This is a genomic window from Polaribacter marinus (assembly GCF_022662535.1).
Classification (GTDB): Bacteria; Bacteroidota; Bacteroidia; order Flavobacteriales; family Flavobacteriaceae; genus Polaribacter; species Polaribacter marinus.
The window spans coordinates 549,241-569,509 of sequence record NZ_JAKQYM010000001.1 but is presented as its reverse complement, the minus strand read 5'-3'; the positions used below and the strand labels follow the sequence as shown (position 1 = coordinate 569,509).

Annotated in this window: 17 protein-coding genes; 13 read left to right on the top strand and 4 right to left on the bottom strand. The window is 28.2% G+C overall.

Annotated elements, in window-relative coordinates; translation table 11 throughout:
* Positions 1–7: 7 nt before the first annotated feature.
* Entirely contained in the window at positions 8–3,406 is a 3,399-nt protein-coding gene (locus tag MC378_RS02605; protein WP_242177157.1) for a caspase family protein, read from the top strand.
* 225 nt (positions 3,407–3,631) lie between these two features.
* Positions 3,632–4,483, top strand: a complete 852-nt coding sequence (locus MC378_RS02600) for a phosphodiester glycosidase family protein (protein ID WP_242177156.1) — start codon at positions 3,632–3,634, stop codon at positions 4,481–4,483.
* A 24-nt stretch (positions 4,484–4,507) separates the two neighbouring features.
* Here the strand turns inward: MC378_RS02600 and MC378_RS02595 are convergent, their stop codons facing one another.
* Complete coding sequence (locus MC378_RS02595) at positions 4,508–6,736, bottom strand: TonB-dependent receptor (RefSeq protein ID WP_242177155.1); 2,229 nt, start codon at positions 6,734–6,736, stop codon at positions 4,508–4,510.
* Positions 6,737–6,911: 175 nt separating this feature from the next.
* Between MC378_RS02595 and MC378_RS02590 the strand changes: the two genes are divergently transcribed.
* From MC378_RS02590 to MC378_RS02580, 3 genes are read left to right on the top strand one after another with little or no spacing between them, the layout of a single operon-like run.
* A complete protein-coding gene (locus tag MC378_RS02590; protein ID WP_242177154.1) occupies positions 6,912–7,742 on the top strand; it encodes an ion transporter in 831 nt (276 codons plus the stop codon).
* A gap of 2 nt (positions 7,743–7,744) precedes the next feature.
* A complete protein-coding gene (miaA, locus tag MC378_RS02585; protein WP_242177153.1) occupies positions 7,745–8,671 on the top strand; it encodes a tRNA (adenosine(37)-N6)-dimethylallyltransferase MiaA in 927 nt (308 codons plus the stop codon).
* Between the two features lie 59 nt (positions 8,672–8,730).
* The gene (locus MC378_RS02580; protein WP_242177152.1) at positions 8,731–9,267 is read left to right on the top strand and encodes an OmpH/Skp family outer membrane protein; all 537 of its coding nucleotides are present in this window, start codon (positions 8,731–8,733) and stop codon (positions 9,265–9,267) included.
* A 106-nt stretch (positions 9,268–9,373) separates the two neighbouring features.
* On the opposite strand, the gene MC378_RS02575 is transcribed toward MC378_RS02580, so the two are convergent.
* Both MC378_RS02575 and MC378_RS02570 read right to left on the bottom strand, forming a co-directional pair.
* The gene (locus tag MC378_RS02575; RefSeq protein ID WP_242177151.1) at positions 9,374–9,598 is read right to left on the bottom strand and encodes a hypothetical protein; all 225 of its coding nucleotides are present in this window, start codon (positions 9,596–9,598) and stop codon (positions 9,374–9,376) included.
* 57 nt (positions 9,599–9,655) lie between these two features.
* Positions 9,656–11,041, bottom strand: a complete 1,386-nt coding sequence (locus MC378_RS02570) for an MATE family efflux transporter (RefSeq protein WP_242177150.1) — start codon at positions 11,039–11,041, stop codon at positions 9,656–9,658.
* A 121-nt stretch (positions 11,042–11,162) separates the two neighbouring features.
* Here MC378_RS02570 and tpx point away from each other — a divergent pair, with 121 nt between their 5' ends.
* Genes tpx through MC378_RS02535 form a run of 7 tightly spaced genes read left to right on the top strand, consistent with a single transcriptional unit; the run spans position 11,163 to position 18,593 of the window.
* Positions 11,163–11,660, top strand: a complete 498-nt coding sequence (gene tpx / locus MC378_RS02565) for a thiol peroxidase (protein ID WP_242177149.1) — start codon at positions 11,163–11,165, stop codon at positions 11,658–11,660.
* A gap of 3 nt (positions 11,661–11,663) precedes the next feature.
* Entirely contained in the window at positions 11,664–12,044 is a 381-nt protein-coding gene (locus MC378_RS02560; RefSeq protein ID WP_242177148.1) for a diacylglycerol kinase family protein, read from the top strand.
* Positions 12,045–12,085: 41 nt separating this feature from the next.
* Entirely contained in the window at positions 12,086–14,518 is a 2,433-nt protein-coding gene (locus tag MC378_RS02555; protein WP_242177147.1) for a DNA translocase FtsK, read from the top strand.
* A gap of 2 nt (positions 14,519–14,520) precedes the next feature.
* Positions 14,521–15,177, top strand: a complete 657-nt coding sequence (gene lolA1 / locus MC378_RS02550) for an outer membrane lipoprotein periplasmic chaperone LolA1 (RefSeq protein WP_242177146.1) — start codon at positions 14,521–14,523, stop codon at positions 15,175–15,177.
* A gap of 60 nt (positions 15,178–15,237) precedes the next feature.
* Complete coding sequence (locus MC378_RS02545; RefSeq protein WP_242177145.1) at positions 15,238–16,686, top strand: LptF/LptG family permease; 1,449 nt, start codon at positions 15,238–15,240, stop codon at positions 16,684–16,686.
* A complete protein-coding gene (ribB, locus tag MC378_RS02540) occupies positions 16,683–17,828 on the top strand; it encodes a 3,4-dihydroxy-2-butanone-4-phosphate synthase (protein ID WP_242177144.1) in 1,146 nt (381 codons plus the stop codon). Before MC378_RS02545 ends, ribB begins: the two co-directional genes overlap by 4 nt.
* Before the next feature lie 30 nt (positions 17,829–17,858).
* Entirely contained in the window at positions 17,859–18,593 is a 735-nt protein-coding gene (locus tag MC378_RS02535) for an SDR family oxidoreductase (RefSeq protein WP_242177143.1), read from the top strand.
* Here the strand turns inward: MC378_RS02535 and pepE are convergent.
* Positions 18,590–19,291: a dipeptidase PepE gene (gene pepE / locus MC378_RS02530; protein WP_242177142.1), complete on the bottom strand. Its 702-nt coding sequence runs from the start codon at positions 19,289–19,291 to the stop codon at positions 18,590–18,592. The genes MC378_RS02535 and pepE overlap by 4 nt on opposite strands.
* A gap of 136 nt (positions 19,292–19,427) precedes the next feature.
* On the opposite strand from pepE, the gene MC378_RS02525 reads away from it, so the two are divergent.
* Positions 19,428–20,207, top strand: a complete 780-nt coding sequence (locus tag MC378_RS02525) for a carboxypeptidase-like regulatory domain-containing protein (RefSeq protein ID WP_242177141.1) — start codon at positions 19,428–19,430, stop codon at positions 20,205–20,207.
* The last annotated feature ends 62 nt before the right edge of the window (positions 20,208–20,269 follow it).

Below are 20,269 nucleotides of genomic sequence, written 5' to 3'. Positions count from 1 at the left end.
AATAAAAATGAAAAATTTAAAAAACTTGCTGTTTCTTTTTTTATTAACTTCTTTTTGTGGCTTTAGTCAAAGCTACGTTTTTCAAGAAGAATTTAATAGTACTAATGATTGGCCAACTGGAAAAAATGATCAAAGAGAGCTAAATGTTTATGGAGGAAAATACTATTTCTATCATAAAAGAGAAGAAAAAGGATGGAGAATTAGTTCTTCAGAATTTGAGCTTAACTCCTCTAAAGATTTTGAAATAGAAACATCAATCACTAAATTATCTGGTGTAAGTAATTATGGAATTACATTTATGTATGACTTTAAAGATGGAGATAATTATAGAGGATTAGACATTGCTACTGACGGGCATTTTAGAGTTATAGAATATGCTAACGGAGATTATAAAGAAATAAAAGAATGGACAAAATCTAGTATAGTTAAAGTAGGAAACTATAAAACAAACCTCTTAAAAGTTAGCAAAAAAGGAAATATCGTTACTTTTTACATCAATGGAACTTACGCCTACAGCATGACTCATAAAGCTTTTATGGGTAAAAAAGTGGCCATTAATATTAGTAGAAAACAAAAAATTGCCATCGATTATTTACGAGTTAAACAGCTTTCTAGCTCTACAACTATTACAAATAATTACAAAACTAAAACTATTTTATATGATAGTTTTTACTCTAATAGAAACAATTGGGGAATTACTGATAATGAAAATGCTAAAACGGAAATTAAAAACAGTAAATATTATTTTGAATATAAAGGTAAAAAAGGCTGGACCACTACAAAAGAAATAGATTTTGATAGCAACAGAGATTTTAAAATTGAAGCTTCTATTCAAAAAATTTCTGGAATAAAAAACAATGGTTACGGAATAACATTTGGTAGAAAAGACACTGGTAATCAATATCAATTTTTAGTAACCTCTAACGGTAACTATTCTATAGATAAATACGATAATGGAAAATTTAGCAGTATCAAAGATTGGACTCCTGCTAGCGTAATTAAAAATGAAAACTTCTCTAAAAATACTTTAAAAATTGAAAAAAGAGGAAATAATTATACTTTCTACATTAATAGTTCTAAAGTTTATAGTGTTTCAAACTTAACTTTTTATGGAAAAAGAATTGGTTTCTCCATCTTTGACGCACAAAAAATTGCAATAGACTATTTAAGTATTTCTTATCTAAATGAAAACACTAATTTTAATGACAACCCTATAAACAAAGGTGAGCTACTTTTTAGTGACAACTTTAGTAGTAATTCCAATGAATGGGCAGAAAACGATGATGAAAAAGTAAAATTCAACTTTTATAACGGTAAATACTTTTTAGAACATAAAAGAGCAGAAAAAGGTTGGCTTACTTATATTAACAAATATTTTGATAGTACAAAAGATTTTGAAATTGAAACAAAATTAGATAAAATTTCTGGCGATAAAAATTCACCTTTTGGAATTTTATGGGCAAAAAAAGACAGTAATTATTTCCAATTTTTAATTACTTCTACATGCTATTACAAAGTAAATAGAATTGTAAATAATAAAACTGAAGAAATTATAAAATACACCAAATCTTCTTCAATTAATGAAGGAAATGGTAAATCAAATATTTTAAAAATTAGAAAAGAAGGAGAATATTATAAGTTTTTCATCAATAACATTTATGTAACCAAAACAGATTTCGAACCTTTTTATGGATCACAAATGGGGTATGCTGTTTACTTCGACCAAAAAATTGCCGTAGATTATTTAACTGTTAATGCACTAAAAAGCAAAAATGATAATAAGAATACTATTGTTAATAATAAAACATTATCATTACCCCTTTTTGATGGTTTTAACGGAAATACTAATGGTTGGAACTTAGATGATGCAGATGATTATTCTGTTTCTATGAACAATGGTAAATTATTACTTTACAGAAAGAAAAAAGGAGGCATTTTTATTAGTAGAAGTGTAAACATAGATGATAACAAAGACTTTATTATTGAAACATCAATAGCTAGAACTTCTAATTCTTCAGATGGACTTTACGGTGTTACTTTTGGAAGAAAAAACTCTTCTAATGAGTATTCATTCTTACTTTCGGGTAACGGTAGTTATATGTATAGAAAGTTTGATAATGACGTTTACAAAAAAATTATTCCTTTTACAGAATCTTCTGCCATCAAAACAGGTATCAATCAACAAAATAAAATAAAGATTGTAAAATCTGGGAACCTATTACGTTTTTACATTAATGGGCAGTATTTAAACGAAACAGCTTTTGAGCCTTTCTTTGGAGATAAATTTGGATACACTATTTATTATGATAAGAAAATAGCCGTAGATTATTTAGATATCAAATATCAAACATCTAGTTTTAACAATCCACCTGTTGTTGTTATAACATCACCAAATGTAGAAGCTAAAAGAGGTTTTAAAATTGTTGAAGCCAAAAAAATTCAAGTAAGAGGAAAAGCAACAGATTCTGATGGTATTTATGAAATTACTGTAAACGGTATAGAAGCAAATGTTTCTGAAGACGGAACTTTTGTCGCAAATGTTCCTTTAAAATATGGTAAAAACGATTTAATTGTAAAAGCTACCGACATAAAACAAGCTTCATCTACAAAAACCTTTACAATAAAACGAAAATCTGCCGATATCGATAATACGATTATTACAGATAATACAGAAAAATTAGATATTGGTTTTGGAAAATATTATGCCTTGATAATTGGTGTAAGCTCTTATGAAGATAAAAGTATTGCCGACTTAAATGGAGAACCTACAAAAGATGCACAATCTTTAGCTGATGTTTTAATTAATAAATATAGTTTTTCAAAAGAAAACGTAACTGTATTAAAAAACCCTAAAGAAAATGAGATCATAAAAGAGTTTTATACTCTAAAAAAGAAAGTTGGTAAAAACGATAATTTAGTGATTTTCTATGCAGGTCATGGAAATTATGATAAAGTAAGTGAAAAAGGTTATTGGATGCCTTCTGATGCCAATATGGAGTTTGAAGGAAATGTTATTTTAAACACAAGTATTGTTTCTTATATAAAGTCTATAAACTCTAAACATACCTTATTAATTGCAGATGCTTGTTTTAGTGGAAGTATTTTAACTTCTAGCAGGAATTACAAAGAAGCCTCTAAAGCAGTTCAGAAAAAATATGCTTTACCAAGTAGAAAAGCAATTACAAGTGGTACATTAACAACGGTACCCAACCAAAGTGTGTTTATGAAATACCTTTTAAAAAGGTTAAACCAAAATACTGACAAATACCTTTCTGCAGGTCAATTATTTAATATGATAGAAGATCCTGTAATAAATAACACTACAGGAGATAATCAACCACAATATGCACCAATTAGTAGAACTGGTGATGAAGGAGGTGATTTTATTTTTATAAAAAGAAATTAAATTTTAATACATCTTAATTAAACTCCTGATAGATCATATATCAGGAGTTTTTTGTTTTTACTACTTCAACAAAAAGAAGCAAACTATTCGGTAACTTAAAAAAGTTATCTTTAAAATTAAAAAAGTCAGTTTCTTGTATTTTTTTATAAATTAGCTATTTATCTGTAATTTGTTTTTGTCATTTCTAATATTTAGTCAATAAAAACAATTATTTATTAGTAAAACATGCAAAGACAAACTTTTACATCACTTCTGATATTATTCCTTTCATTTCCTTTATGTTACGGACAAAAAAATAATCCTTTTAAACAGCAAATAACACCTTTAAAAGATTCTATAAATATCATCCAAATAAAAACAGATACTCTTTTTAAAAGCAATCAAATCATAAATTTATTGGTATTAGATAAAGAATATTTTAATAAATTTAAGATTCAATTTAGCCATAATAACTTAGAATTAAAAACTACAAGTTCATTTGCCAAAAGTAAAAATGCTTTAGCAGGAATTAATGGTGGATTTTTTAATATGGATGATGGAGGAAGTGTTACATATTTTGAAGTTAATGATACGGTTATTAGTAGAAAAAGAAGTGATGAACTAAAATGGGCTGTTACAGATAGTTTGATGAATGGTGCAATAGTTTTAGAAAAAGACTTTGATATAATATTACAACCTGCAAATTCAGAACAATATTATGAAACTTCAAAAAAAGAAGCTGCTGTATTAATTACAGGTCCTTTACTTTTATTAAATTCTAAAGAAACAAAATTACCTCTTATGGAGTTTGTAAAAAAAAGGCATCCAAGAACTTGCTTATGTGAAACCAAAGAATCTATAATATTTATTACAATTGATGGTAGAAATGAGCATGCAGAAGGTATGAATCTTTATGAAACACAGAAGTTTCTACAAAATTTGGGATGTGTTGATGCTATTAATTTAGATGGTGGAGGTTCTACTACCATGTGGACACAAAACAAAGGCATTATTAATAATCCCAGTGATATTAATGGAGAAAGACCTGTTTCTAATGTGTTATTAATAACAAAAAAGACAAAATTTAACAAAAAATAGTGCTTAATACTATCTCAAACTTTACTAAAAACGATAAGTTATTGTTGCTTTTGCAAAAAAGGGTGTTCCAGGTGTAAAGTGAATTTCTTCTACAGAATCTATTTCATTTTGCAATCTACTTTCTGTTGCAAACTGAGTCTCGTTCCATTCTACATCAAAAATATTTTCTAAAGCAATACCAAATGTTATCTCTTTCATTTTGTAATTGATATTAAAATCACTAACAAAATAACCATCTGCAACAATAGAATTATCTTCATTTGCAGGCCTATCATCTATATATCTATAACGTAAACCTCCAGAAAAATTCCCAAGATTAGAAAAAGATAACCCTCCAGACATTGTAAAATCAGGTGCTAAAGGAATATAATCTTCACCCGATATATTTTCTAAACTTCTTGCTTTTGTTACTGTTAAATCAGTATCTAAATACAACCAATCTGTAAACTGATGTCTTAAACCAAAATCTAAACCAAACCTTTCTGATTTACCAGAAGGTTCTATGATACCAGCATCACCAACATAAACCAATTCTTCTTCAGATAACAAATACCAAACCGTTGTGTTTAACACTAAGTTTTTGGTAGGTTTCCAGATATTACCAAAATCGGCTCCGTAAGCTCTTGGTAAAATTTTATCTGTATTTTGTTGCAAAATAACTCTTGCATCATTTGAATGAAAACCAATTCCAGATTTTAAAAACCATTGTAAATTATCATTCTGTGTATACAAAAAGTTTAATTTAGGATTTACAATTGCTTGCGATTTTGAACGTGTTTTATAAACTGGATCTAAACGATTATTATATAAAAATTTAAAATAATCTAAACGAACAGAAGGTGATATTTTAAATTTTCCAATTTCAAAATCTGCATTAAAAAAGGCAAACATATTGGTTTGTTTTACATCACCTAACTGAATTTGTTGTAACGTTTCTAATCTATTTTTGGTATGAGATAATTCTATATCATTTACCAAATCGTAACGTAAACCCGCACCTTTGGTATAAGTTGCTTCAACATTATCATAATTTACAGTATTAGTTAACTGCAGATTCATTCCAAAAATATCTCTATCCTCAAATTGTTTTATTTGATCTCCGTTTACAGCATCTTCTAAGAAAAATGTAAAGTTAGAATACAATTCAAAATCATAATGAGAGTAAAATGCATTTGCTTTAAATAAAGAATTATTTGATAAGGATTTATTTAATTCAACATTTAAATTTGTTCTTGAAGTAAAACCACCTTCGGTATCATCAATAGATCCAAATCTAGAAATACTTCCATTACGGATGGCTCTTTCTGGCACTTGACCTGAGGCATCCCAACTACTTTTAAAATGTGATGCTGTCAAAGAAATTCTATCTCTATCATTTATAAAAGCATTGTATTTTCCAAAAACATTTATCCTATTAAAATTTTGTGGAGATTCAAAGGCACCATCTGTTTCTATATACTCTATAGCAACATATGCGTTTTGATCATTTGTATTTTCCAACAAATTAAACATCGCTAAAGTTCTAAGAGAATTAAAATCTCCATAACCTAAAGAAACAACATTATCATTAATTATGTTTTTTGTAGAAAAATCTACATAACCAGCAGTATTAAAATCTCCTATATTGGCATAATAAGGTCCTTTTCCAAAATTAATTTTTTGAATAGTTTCTGGAATTAGAAAATGCAAATCACTATATCCTTGCCCATGTGCATGAGAAACCATGTTAATTGGCATTCCATCTACAGAAAGTGTAATATCAGTACCATGATCTATATCAAAACCTCTTAAAAATATTTGTTCTGCCTTCCCTCCTCCTGCATGCTGTCCAATAAATAAACCTGGAACTTTTCTTAATATTTCTTGCGAATTATTTACAGGGTTTAATTGTAAATCTACTTTGGTTATTGTTTGTAAGGCATTTATTTCTTGCCTCAAGATCAATTCATCTAACTGAAAAATTTTAGATTTTAGCTGAATAGTAATTCCTTTTTCAACATCCTTTTTTTTAATTATAATTTCTTTCTTCTCAAACCCTAAAAGTCCAACTTGTAAAACATCTTCAACAGAAACATTTTCTAGTATAAAATGACCATTTACATCTGAATGTGTATGTGCATTTTTATTTGAATTATAAATATATACATTCTCTATAGGTTGCTTAAAAACATCTACAACACGACCTTTTAATTGTTGTCCAAAAATTGGTGCGCAAGTTATAAACGCTAAAAAAAGTAATATTTTATTTTTCATTTTTAATAAATTTCAGCGAATTTAAATATTTTAAATCTCTTTTCTGTTAAAGAATCTATCTCGTATATATTTTTAACATTTTTTTAAAACCCCTTATCTATAGAGAGAAAACAACATAAAAAGAATTATAAATTCAGTAAATATTTGTAGTATTGTAAAAGAAAAATAATCTAAATTGAGTAATTCACAAAAAAACACATCTTGGAAACACAGACTTCATGAAATTATATATGAAGCTGATACCAAAGAAGGGAAGCTTTTTGATGTTATTTTACTTGTTGCAATTATTGCAAGTATTATTTTAGTAATGTTAGAAAGTGTAGAAAGTTTTGATAATAAATATCATAATTTTTTAAACATTTCAGAGTGGATTATTACCATTTTATTTTCAATAGAATATATTTTAAGAATAGTATCAATAAAACAACCATTTAAATATATTTTTAGTTTTTATGGTATTATCGATTTACTTTCTACTATCCCCAAATACTTATCATTTATTCTTGTAGGATCTTATCATTTTGCAGCATTAAGAGCACTGCGCTTATTAAGAGTATTTCGAATTTTAAAATTAGCGAGATATATTGGCGCCTCCAATAGATTACTGATTGCATTAAAAGCAAGTAGAGCCAAAATTGCCGTGTTTTTATTTTTTATCGTTATTATTTGTGTCATTTTAGGAACCATAATGTACATGGTAGAAGGTGAAGAAAATGGGTTTACAAGTATACCTGTTAGTGTATATTGGGCAATAGTAACAATGACTACTGTTGGTTACGGAGATATTTCTCCTCATACTCCTTTTGGCCAATTTATAGCCAGTATTATCATGATTTTAGGTTATGGTATTATTGCGATTCCAACAGGAATTGTTAGTTCTGAAATGACAAAATCCAATAATACTACAGTGCATACAAACACACAAGCTTGTCCAAACTGTGCCAAAGAAAATCATAAAGATGATGCCGAATTTTGTTATAATTGTGGTAGCAAATTAAATCCTTAAACTTGAATTCAACTTCTTTAAAAAATACCTTAATTACAATTGTTGGTCCTACTGCTATTGGTAAAACAGCTTTAAGCATACAATTAGCTAATCATTTTCATGCCGATATTATTTCTTGTGATTCTAGACAATTCTACAAAGAAATGTCAATAGGAACTGCTGTACCAAACAAGGAAGAATTAGCAGCTGTAAAACATCATTTTATACAAAACAGAAGTGTTTTTGAAGATTATAATGTAGGAGCTTTTGAAAGAGATGCACTTCAAACATTAGACCAATTATTTCTAAAAAATCCTATTCAGATTATGGTTGGCGGAAGTGGTTTATACGTAGATGCTGTTTTAAAAGGTTTAGATTACTTTCCGGAAGTAGATACTAAAATACGCACAGAACTAAATTTGCAATTAGAAAAAGAAGGCATAAAAAAACTTCAAGAAAAACTTAAAAAATTAGATTTAGAAACATATAACACAATTACAATTGATAATCCACAGCGTTTAATAAGAGCCTTAGAAATTTGTATTGGAACAGGCATTCCATATTCTACATTTAAAAACAAACCCAAAACTCCACGTAATTTTAACTCTATAAAAATTGGTTTGAATGCAGATAGAGACATTATTTATTCTAGAATAAATCAACGAGTAGATATTATGATTGAAAATGGCTTGCTAGAAGAAGCCAATAAACTTCACCAATACAAAAACTTAAATTCCTTACAAACAGTAGGGTACAGAGAGTTATTTTCTTTTTTTGAAGGAGTTTTTACAAAAGAGTTTGCTATTTCTGAAATCAAAAAAAATACTAGACGTTTTGCCAAAAGACAATTAACTTGGTTTAAAAAAGATACAGAAACTTTGTGGTACGATTTTCAAACAGAAAAAAATGAAATCATAACCAAAATTTCTGATAAAATTAACTCTTTTTAAGACCACTAAATTTTCATAATTCATTCCCTTTTATATCTTTGCTACACTAAATTAAGAACATGAAATCAAAATTATTTTCACTTATTATTATTGCTTTAATTAGCACAATTACAACAGCACAAACTAAAGTAGGTACAATAAATAGCGACTATATTGCTAATTTAATGCCAGAAGCAAAAAGAATTTTAGAATTAACGCAGTCTTATGGAGCAAGACTAGATTCTTCTTTTGCTATTAAGATGAAAAACTATCAAGAAAAAGTAGCTACATTTAAAAAAAATGAAGCAACAATGGTAGAAACATTAAGAAAAGAAACCATTAAAGAGCTTTTAACCTTAGAAGAAGATTTAAAAAAATATCAAAGTAATGGGAACAAATTAATGCAATTAAAACAGAATGAGTTAAAACGTCCTTTATATAGAAAACTAAATGAAGCTATAAGTGAAATTGCAAAATCTAATGGGTATACGCAAATTTTAACTACAACTGGAAATCAGTTTATGTATATTGATGAAAGATACGACATTACAAAACTTGTGATGGAAAAATTAGGTGTGAAAGCACCAGAGGAGCCAAAGTCAGAATCTAAAAAATAAGATTCGTTATAAAATAAAAAAAACCTCACATTTTGTGAGGTTTTTTGTTTTATAAAAATATCATATTGTTTAATAAAAAAATAGCAATTATTAAAACAAAACCATATTACTCATACAACTTCATTTCTTCATCATAAAAAGCTCCAGCTTTATCCATCAAGTCTGCTAATTCTGTTGCAATATCTTCTTCATTTTCTCCAGTTAAATCCTCAAACCATTCTACTTCGTCGTCTTTTAAGTTAATCAAAAAGCGAGGAAATTCTGTATGCAATACAAATATGTCATCCGGAAACTTACTGTTATCTGCTAGTAAAAATTTTGGTAAATCCATTTCTTAAATTCTTAATTAATATTATTAATATAAATATGTGTCATTCTTAAAATAACATTATGATTGTACTTCTTTTTCTTTTATTAATTTTAAAGTTAACGAATTAAATCTAATAAACAATAAAACAGAAGCTGTTGTTAAACCTGCTAATAAACCAAGCCAAATACCAAAACTACCATACATTTCTTCACTTCCTAAAAAATAAGAAACAGGAAATCCAACAACCCAATAAGATATAAAAGTAAGAATTGTTGGTATTTTTACATCTTGTAATCCTCGTAAAGCTCCTAAAACAACTACTTGTATACTATCTGAAATTTGAAAAAATGCTGCGGCTAAAAGTAAATTTGCAGCAATGGAAATTACCTCCATATTATCAGCATAATTTTCGGTATCACTTAGGTCAACATATAAATTTGGCATAATTTCATGAAAAGCAAAGAATAAAATTGCAAAGAAAACTGCAAAAACAATACCTAATAAAAAGATAGAAAATGCTATTCTACGTAACTCTTTATAGTTTTGCAATCCTTTTTGATTTCCTACTCTAATCATAGAAGCTACGCTTAAGCCCATAGCAACCATAAAAGTCATAGAAGATAAATTTAAAGCAATCTGATTTGCAGCTTGAGGATTTTTACCCAACAAACCACTTAACCATATTGCTGCAGTAAAAATAGCTACTTCAAAAAACATTTGCATAGCGCTTAAAGAACCTAAATTAATAATTCTTTTTATCATTAAAATATCTAACACAAAGAATTTAATATTTCGTACAATTCTAGCAGAACGTTTTTTATATCGCAATAACAACCACAAGTAAATTACCATAATTATTCGTGAAGCTAATGTACCATAAGCTGCTCCAACGATACCCATTTCTGGAAAACCAAACTTACCAAAAATTAGAAGGTAATTTAAAACTACGTTTACAATATTTGCTATTAAGGTAGCATACATTGGGTATCTAGTCATAGACATTCCATCGCTAAATTGTTTTATAGCTTGAAAAATAACTAAAGGAATTAATGAAAATGCAACCAAATCTAAATAGGGAATTGCTAACTCTACAACTTCTTTAGGCTGTTTCATTAAATACATCAATGGTTTAGAAAAGAAAACGAGTAGAAATAATAAAATCCCTATAGTAGTACATAAAAACAAACCATGTTTATACGTAGATCTTGCTTGTTCTAAATTATTAGATGTATCTGCTTCTGCAATTAAAGGCGTTATTGCCGTAGAAAATCCAATACCAATAGACATTGCAATAAACATAAAACTATTCCCTAAAGAAACTGCTGCAAGTTCTGCGGTTCCTATTTGGCCAACCATAATGTTATCTATAAAGCTTACAAAAGTATGTCCCAACATACCTAACATAACGGGTGCTGCAAGTTTCCAATTATATTTAAATTCTGATGTGTACTGAGAAATATTCACCTTACTTTTTTTGTTTTTCTGACTGCGAAGATATTTATAATATTTGAAGAATATTAACAAAATAGAAACTGTTTAAATTCATCAAAATAATGTATTTTTGAATTTACAAAAACTTCATAAAATGGCAGAGATTACATTAAAAGGAAACACAATAAATACAATTGGTAATTTACCTAGTGTTGGCAATAAAGCTCCTAATTTTACATTAACAACTGTAGAGTTAAATCAAAAAAAATTATCTGACTTCACGGGTAAAAAATTAATTTTAAATATTTTTCCTAGTGTTGATACTGGTACTTGTGCAACATCTGTTAGAGAATTTAATAAAAAAGCCTCAGATTTAAAAAACACAACTGTTTTATGTATTTCTAAAGATTTACCGTTTGCTCAAGCTCGTTTTTGTGGCGCAGAAGGAATCAAAAATGTTATTATGCTTTCCGATTTTGCTACAGGAAGTTTTGGAAAAGATTATCAATTAGAGATTACAAACGGACCTTTAGCACATCTACACTCTAGAGCAATTGTTATTCTTGATGAAAATGGAATTGTAACTTATACAGAACAAGTTTCTGAAATTGCAGATGAGCCAAATTATGAAGCTGCACTAAAAGCAATATAATTTATGAAGAATCCAAATGATAGTTTTTTAAGAGGAAGAATACGTAGTGTAAAATTTGCTATTAGAGGAATGTGGTTACTTATAACTACTGAAGATAGTATTAAAGCACAATTATTTTTTGGTGTGGTTGCTACTATTTTAGGATTCTATTTTGAAATTTCAAATATCGAATGGATGGTTCAGTTTTTAGCCATAGGAATGGTTTTAGTTGCTGAAGCTTTAAATACTGCTATAGAAAAAGTAGCCGATTTTATACACCCTGACTACCATAAAAAAATAGGTTTTATTAAAGATATTGCAGCAGGCGCACCTAGTTTTGCTGCCTTTATTTCTTTAATTATTGCAGGTTTTATTTACATTCCTAAAATCAATTTATTATTTTAGCAAATACATTATTATTATAAATAAATATCAGCATTTTTTTAATGGCTAGAAAAAAACAAAGTGTAAAAAAAACAACTTCTCCGGGTAAAAAACCTAGTGCTTTTTCTTTTTTAAGAACAAGACAAACTCAAACCATTTTTGGTATTTTTTTAATATTGTTTTCGTTATTTTTATGTATTGCTTTTATTTCTTTCTTTTTTAATTGGCAAGAAGACCAAAGTACCCTATCTAAACTAACAGATAAAACTGTAAGAAGTCATAATTTATTAGGTAAAATTGGCGCCAATTTAAGCGATTTTTTTATCTATAAAGGCTTTGGAATTGGTGCTTTTATCATATGTTTTCAAATATTTTTAAGTGGATTTTATATTATAATTAAAAAGAATTTCTCTAAAATTATCATTTCTTGGAACTGGGGATTATTGGCCATGTTATGGATTTCTATTTCTTTAGGATTTCTTCAAAAAAAACATGCTTTACTTTCGGGTATTATAGGTTTTGAAGTAAATGAATATTTGCAGACTTTTATAGGAAAAACGGGTTTAGCTATTGTTTTAGCTTTCTTTTTAATTGCTTATTTGGTTATACGTTATAAATTAACTTTTGATGCTTTTATTGAAAAAATAAAACAAAAAAGGATTGAAAAAGAAGCAAAAGAAATTGAAAACAATATAGATGAGAGTAAAAAAGTTGAAGATGAAAAACCTTTAATATCAAAAGAAATTAATAAAGAAAAATCTGAATTTGAATTGTCTGTAGAAAACTTACAACCAACAATTTCGAAACATTCAGATGTATCTACAAAAAAAGAAGAAATTACTTTAACTGTTGAAGAAAAATTAACACCTACATTAAAAACAGAAAATTCTAATATAGAAGAAAAAGAAGTAGAAATTGATGTTGCCATAAGTAGAGAAGAAGAGCATTCTACCGAAAATTTATCTGATAAAATTTTAAAAGATTTTGGAGAGTTTGACCCTACACTAGAATTGTCAAATTTCAAATTTCCTACCTTTAATTTGTTAAAACAATACAACGAAACAATCTCTATTGACCCTGTTGAATTAGAAGCTAATAAAGATAGAATTGTAGAAACTTTAAAAAATTACAAAATTGGTATTGCAGAAATTAAGGCAACTGTAGGCCCAACAATTACATTATACGAAATTGTACCCGAAGCAGGAATTAGAATTTCTAAAATTAAAAATTTAGAAGATGATATTGCCTTATCTTTATCTGCTTTAGGAATTAGAATTATTGCACCAATCCCTGGAAAAGGAACCATTGGTATTGAAGTACCTAATAAAAAATCAACAATAGTTTCTATGCATTCTGTAATTTCATCTAAGAAATTTCAAGAATCACCAATGGAATTACCAATTGCTTTAGGAAAGACAATTTCTAATGAAACTTTTGTAGTTGATTTAGCTAAAATGCCGCACTTATTAATGGCAGGTGCGACAGGACAAGGAAAATCTGTTGGTTTAAATGCTGTACTAACATCGCTATTATATAAAAAACATCCAGCAGAAGTAAAATTTATTTTAGTAGACCCAAAGAAAGTAGAACTAACTTTGTTTAATAAAATAGAGCGTCATTATTTAGCAAAATTACCAGATGTAGAAGATGCCATTATTACAGACACAACCAAAGTTGTACATACATTAAATTCACTTTGTATAGAAATGGATAACCGTTACGACTTATTAAAAGCGGCAATGGTTCGTAACATTAAAGAATACAATGCTAAATTTAAACAACGAAAATTAAATCCTAATGATGGTCATCAATTTTTACCTTACATTGTTTTAGTTATTGATGAATTTGCCGATTTAATCATGACTGCTGGTAAAGAAGTAGAAACACCTATTGCACGTTTAGCTCAATTAGCTAGAGCAATTGGAATTCACTTAATTGTAGCAACACAAAGGCCTTCTGTAAATGTAATTACAGGGATAATTAAAGCAAATTTTCCTGCTAGAATTGCGTTTAGAGTAACCTCTAAAATCGATTCTAGAACTATTTTAGATGCTGGTGGCGCAGATCAATTAATTGGGCGTGGAGATTTATTATACACAGCAGGAAATGAAATTAACAGAATACAATGTGCTTTTGTAGATACTCCAGAAGTAGAAAAAATCACTGATTTTATTGGCTCTCAAAAAGCCTATGCAGAAGCTTATCAATTACCAGAATATGTAGACGATGAAAGTGGCACAAGTATTGATATTGATATAGCAGATAGAGATAAATTATTTAAAGAAGCAGCAGAAATTATTGTTACAGCACAACAAGGTTCTGCCTCATTATTACAAAGAAAATTAAAATTAGGTTATAATAGGGCAGGTAGATTGATAGATCAATTAGAAGCTGCAGGTATTGTTGGGGGGTTTGAAGGAAGTAAAGCAAGACAAGTCTTAATTCCAGATTTTATAGCTTTAGAACAATTATTAGAAAACGAAAAGAATCAATAGAAATGAAAAAAATATCAATTTTATTTTTAAGTTTATGTATTTCCACAATTGCATTTTCTCAAGAAGCAGAAAAAGCAAAATCATTATTAGATGAAGTTTCTTCCAAAATGGGAGCCTATAAGAATATGTACTTGGGGTTTAGTCAAACTTTAAGTAATGAAGATGCAGGTATTAAAGAAGGTGATGAACCACCAATTAGAGGAGATATTAACTTAAAAGGAGAAAAATACAGTTTAAATTATTTAGGAAATAAATTTATTTATGATGGCAGTAAGTTGTATGTTATTGACAATTTAGAAAAAGAAATTTCTATAACAAATGGTAATTTAGATGGTGATGATGGATTTATTTATCCCTCAAAATTATTAACTTTCTATAAAGAAGGTTATAATTTTGAAATGGGAAAACTAAAAAACATAAAAGGTAGAAAGATTCAATTTGTGACTTTAAACCCTATAGATAGTAATTCTGATATCGTAAAAGTAGAATTAGGTATCGATGCTAAAACAAAGCATATATACAAACTAATTCAAACAGGCTCTAATGGTTCTAAAACAACTTTTACAATTACAGAATTTAAAAGCAATCAAACATTATCCGAAAACTTTTTTAAGTTTGACAGACAAAAATACTTGAGTCAAAGTTATACAATAGATTAATTTTTCAATTAACAGAAAATTAGTAGCATCTTAATGTTTAAGATGCTACTTTTGCTTTTTATGAAGATTTTAGATAGATACATCTTAAAAAGTTTTTTAGTTCCTTTTATAGCTACGTTTCTTATTGTGCTCTTTGTATTGGTTATGCAATTACTTTGGCAAACTTTTGAAAACATTGCTGGTAAAGGGATTAGCTTGCCATTTATTTTTAAATTTCTTTATTACACAATTTTAATTGTTATCCCACAAGCATTACCAATTGGTGTTTTATTATCATCAATAATGGCTTTAGGAAATTTAGGAGAAAATTACGAATTTGCTGCTGCAAAATCTGCGGGAATTTCTTTACATCGGTTAGTTAGACCTCTTTTCTTTTTAACTTTATTTTTAAGTGGAATCAATTTTTTGTTTTTAAACAATGTATATCCGTATGCCATGTTAAAACAGAAAAACTTGTATTTAAATATCAAGAAGAAAAAACCTGCTTTAGCCTTAGTACCAGGAAGTTTTAACACAGATTTACCTGGTTTTCAAATAAAATTTGAAGAAAAATACGGTGAAGAAGAAAATCTTTTAAAAAAAGTTTTAATCTACGATTTAACAGGAAACAGAGGAAATCAAAAAGTAATTACTGCTGAAAAAGGTAAAATTATTACGGAAGAAGGCAGCAGATATATGACCTTTGTATTATATGATGGTAGCTATTATGAAGAACATGTAAAATTTGCAAAAACACCTGCAAAAAGAAAAAAAATGCCTGCTTCTAGTGCAGATTTTAAAGAATATGAATTCAATATTGATATTGGTGATTTAAGTGATGAAGGCTTAGATACTGTAAATATTAGAGGAAGTTTTATGATGTTGAGTTTAAATCAACTTAACGATACAATTCCTAAACTAAAAAAGCATTATGATGAAGTATTAGATTTAAGAGCAAAAAGTATTTATACAAATGTTTTTGCAAAAGATCTTTACAAACTTCCGGACTCTGTGTCAAGAAAAAAAATAAATCCAATCACTTTAGAAAATTTTGGACTCTCTGAAAAAATATCAATTTTAAATGCTGCTACAACAAAAGCAAACAGAGCAATAACCAATTTAAAGAACAACAACAGTTCTATTAAATGGAAAAGAAAAGTTTTAAACCTATATGATACAGAGTATTATAATAGAATTGCATTTTCTTTATCCTGTATTATTCTCTTTTTTATAGGAGCTCCTTTAGGATCTATTATTAGAAAAGGAGGCTTTGGTTTGCCCATGATTTTAGCAATTGCCGTTTATGTAACTTATTTCTTTGCCAATACTTTTGGGAAAAATTTAGCAGAAGAAAGTTCTATCTCTGCATTTTTAGGCTCCTGGATATCTGCAATTATCATGATACCTGTTGCTATTTTATTAACACGTAGAGCAACACAAGATAAAGGATTATTTAATTTTGATTCTTTTATACAACCTATTACAAACTTTTTTAAAAAGTTTAAATCAAAAGAAAGTACAAACTTATGATGACAAATACAATCAAAAGAAAAACAGAACTACACACAATAGAAGAAGCAATTAATGATATTAGAAATGGTAAAGTTATTATTGTTGTAGATGATGAAAATAGAGAAAACGAAGGTGATTTTTTAGCTGCAGCAGAGAAAGTCACTCAAGAAACAATCAACTTTATGGCAACTCATGGACGTGGTTTAATTTGCGCTCCATTAACAGAAAAACGCTGTAAAGAATTAGAATTGGGAATGATGGTTAACAACAATACAGATCCTATGGAAACTGCTTTTACCGTTTCTGTAGATTTACGTGGTAAAGGAGTTACGACAGGTATTTCTGCAAGTGATAGAGCTTTAACTGTAAAAGCTTTGATGGATAAGGACACAAAACCTTTCGATTTGGCAAGACCTGGACATATTTTTCCTTTAAAAGCTAAAGAAGGTGGTGTTTTACGTAGAACTGGCCATACAGAAGCAGCTATTGATTTTGCTCGTTTAGCAGGATTACAACCTGCTGGAGTAATTGTTGAAATCATGAATGAAGACGGATCTATGGCACGTCTACCTGAGCTTTTAAAAGTTGCAAAAAAGTTTGATATCAAAATTGTATCGATAGAAGATTTAGTTGCTTATAGAATGGAGCATGATTCTTTAATTGAAAAGAAAGAAGATTTTGATTTAGAAACTCGTTTTGGAAAATTTAGATTAAGAGCTTATCAACAGACGACTAATAACCAAGTACACATCGCATTAACAAAAGGAACTTGGACTAATGAAGAAAGTGTTTTAACAAGAGTAAATTCTACTTTAATAAACAATGATATTCTTGGAACTCTAACCAATAATGCCGACAAGAAATTAGATCAAATGTTTAGAGTATTAAATGAAGAAGGAAAAGGTGCCATTTTGTTTATCAATCAACAAAACGAATCTAAAAACTTGCTAAACAGATTAACTACTTTAAAAGAAAATCAAGCAAGAGGAGAAATGAAAGCTCCTGCAATTGCAATGGACAATAAAGATTTTGGTATTGGCGCTCAGATTTTACACGATTTAAATATCAGTAAATTAAAACTATTAACAAATACTCAGCAAACAAAAAGAGTTGGTATGATTGGTTATGGTTTAGAAATTGTAGATTACGTTAATTACTAATTTCATTAACAAATCTTAAAAACTAAAAAAATGAGATTAAAAGATAAAGTAGTTATCGTAACAGGCTCTTCTAAAGGTATTGGGAAAGAAGTTGCAATTCTTTTAGCTGATAATGGTGCAAAAGTAATTGTAAATTATTCTAATAGTGATGCTGAAGCAAAAGCAACTATTAATATTATTAAAGACAATGGAGGGACAGCTTTTGCTATAAAAGCAGATGTTAGTCAAAAAGATGACGTTATTCAACTTTTTGACAAAACCATTGAAATCTTTGGTAAAGTAGATGTTTTGGTAAATAACGCTGGTGTTATGGCTAGCAAAAAATTAAAAGACAATACAGAAGAAGATTTTGACCATCATTTTAATGTCAATGTAAAAGGGATTTTTAACACCTTACAAGAAGCAGAAAGCAAACTTGCAGATAACGGAAATATCATCAATTTTTCATCAAGTACGGTAAAATTAATGCTACCTACATATGCTATTTATTCGGCAACAAAAGCCGCTGTAGAGCAAATGACACGTGTGTTTTCTAAAGAAATTGGCAGAGGAATTTCTGTAAATGCAATTGCTCCTGGACCAACAGAAACCGAATTATTTTTAAAAGGAAAAACACCCGAATTCATCAAGCAATTAAGCAGTATGAATGCTTTTAATAGATTAGCAAAACCTATTGATATTGCTCAAGTTGTTTTGTTTTTAGCAAGTGATGAGTCTAAATGGATTTCTGGTCAAGTTATTGGTGCCAATGGCGCTATGGTTTAAACCAAAACCTCTCTCCCACTTTCTAATTCTACCGGATTTTTATTTGGTTGAAACAACCTAGCCGTATAATTTCCTTTTAAAATAATCGTATTCCTTTTTACTTCTAACCAAGAACCTTCTCTTAAACCTAAAACTGGAATTTCATTAAAAACGTGATACTCTTTGATTCTAGTTGCTCTAGTTTCTCCCATATGAGTAGAACCTTCAATAGGATCTAAATAATGTGCATTTATATTAAAAGGGATACAACCTAAAGTTGTAAAACTTGGAGGATAAACAATTGGCATATCATTGGTATTCATCATAGTTATTCCACAAATATTACTTCCTGCACTTGTTCCTAAATATGGAGTTCCAGCTTCTAATACCTCTTTTAAACTAGATAAAACCTCTTTCTTGTATAATTGATTAACCAATTCAAAAGTATTTCCGCCACCAGTAAAAATTCCTTCAGCATTTTGTATAGCTTCCTTAGGCTTTGTAAATTGATGAATTCCTTGTACATCGATATTTATTTTTTGAAAAGCTTTTTCTACAACTTTTGTATAATCATCATAAGAAATTCCTCCAGGTCTAGCATAAGGAATAAAAAGAATGGTTTTTACTTCAGTAAAAAAATCTTTTAATGTTGGTAATAAGTATTCTAAATAGCCACTTCCATGTACTGTTGATGTACTTGCAATTATCATTTTTTTCATATTTCAAAAATAAACATTTTTAAGCGTCTATTGTTTCTTAAAATCATCATAAAATTGATGGTAAAAATTCTGTTTAACAAAAATTTACAATTGTGTTAATAGAGTTTTAAGAGAAGCTGCTCTTTTCTTTGTTGATATGAAAAACCTACTAACCCTATTTTTTTTATTCGTTTTATTTTCTGTAAAAGGTCAAGAGCTTAGAAAAATTATTAACGGAAAAGTAACTTATAAAAAATCCCCAATTTCTGATGTTCATGTTATCAATATGAATACAAATATTGGTACTACCACTAATGATAAAGGCTTTTTTGAAATTCCTATAATAGTAGGTGATAGTCTATTTATTTCTCATCTTAATTTTAAGATTGATACGGTTTTCATTTCAAAAGATATAAATTATCAAAAGACAGTAAATATAGAGCTCAGTGAAAAAACAAATACGTTGGAAGAATTCACTTTAGGAAAACAGAAAAACATTTTTGAACTTTATAACGATATAAAAAGATATGAAGGGCCTAAAGTAAATGCCATATCATTAGGTTTACCTTATGCGAAAACAAAAGCCAAAAAAAATAAAGCTATCGTAAGTTTTCAGTCTGGTGGAATTCTAAGTTTAGACAATTTAATTAATTCTATAAATGGTAAGAAAAGACAAGAAAAAATTATTGAAAAACTTTCATTAGAAGACAGTCAGTTAAAAAAAATTAGAAAACATTTTACAGATAACTTCTTTATTGTAGATCTAATGATTAGAAAAGAAAATATCAATCCATTTTTAAACTATTGTTTTAAAAAAAATATCATTCCTATTTTTCAAAAAAAAGAGTTTATTAAACTTACCCGAATTTTATTAAAAGAAAGTAAAATATTCCCTCAAAAAGCTGCAATAGATAGTCTTGTAATTATAAACAATTAATTATTTAACATAAGTTTAGAGCCCTACAGACTTAACATATAACAAAAAAAAACGAAATTTGT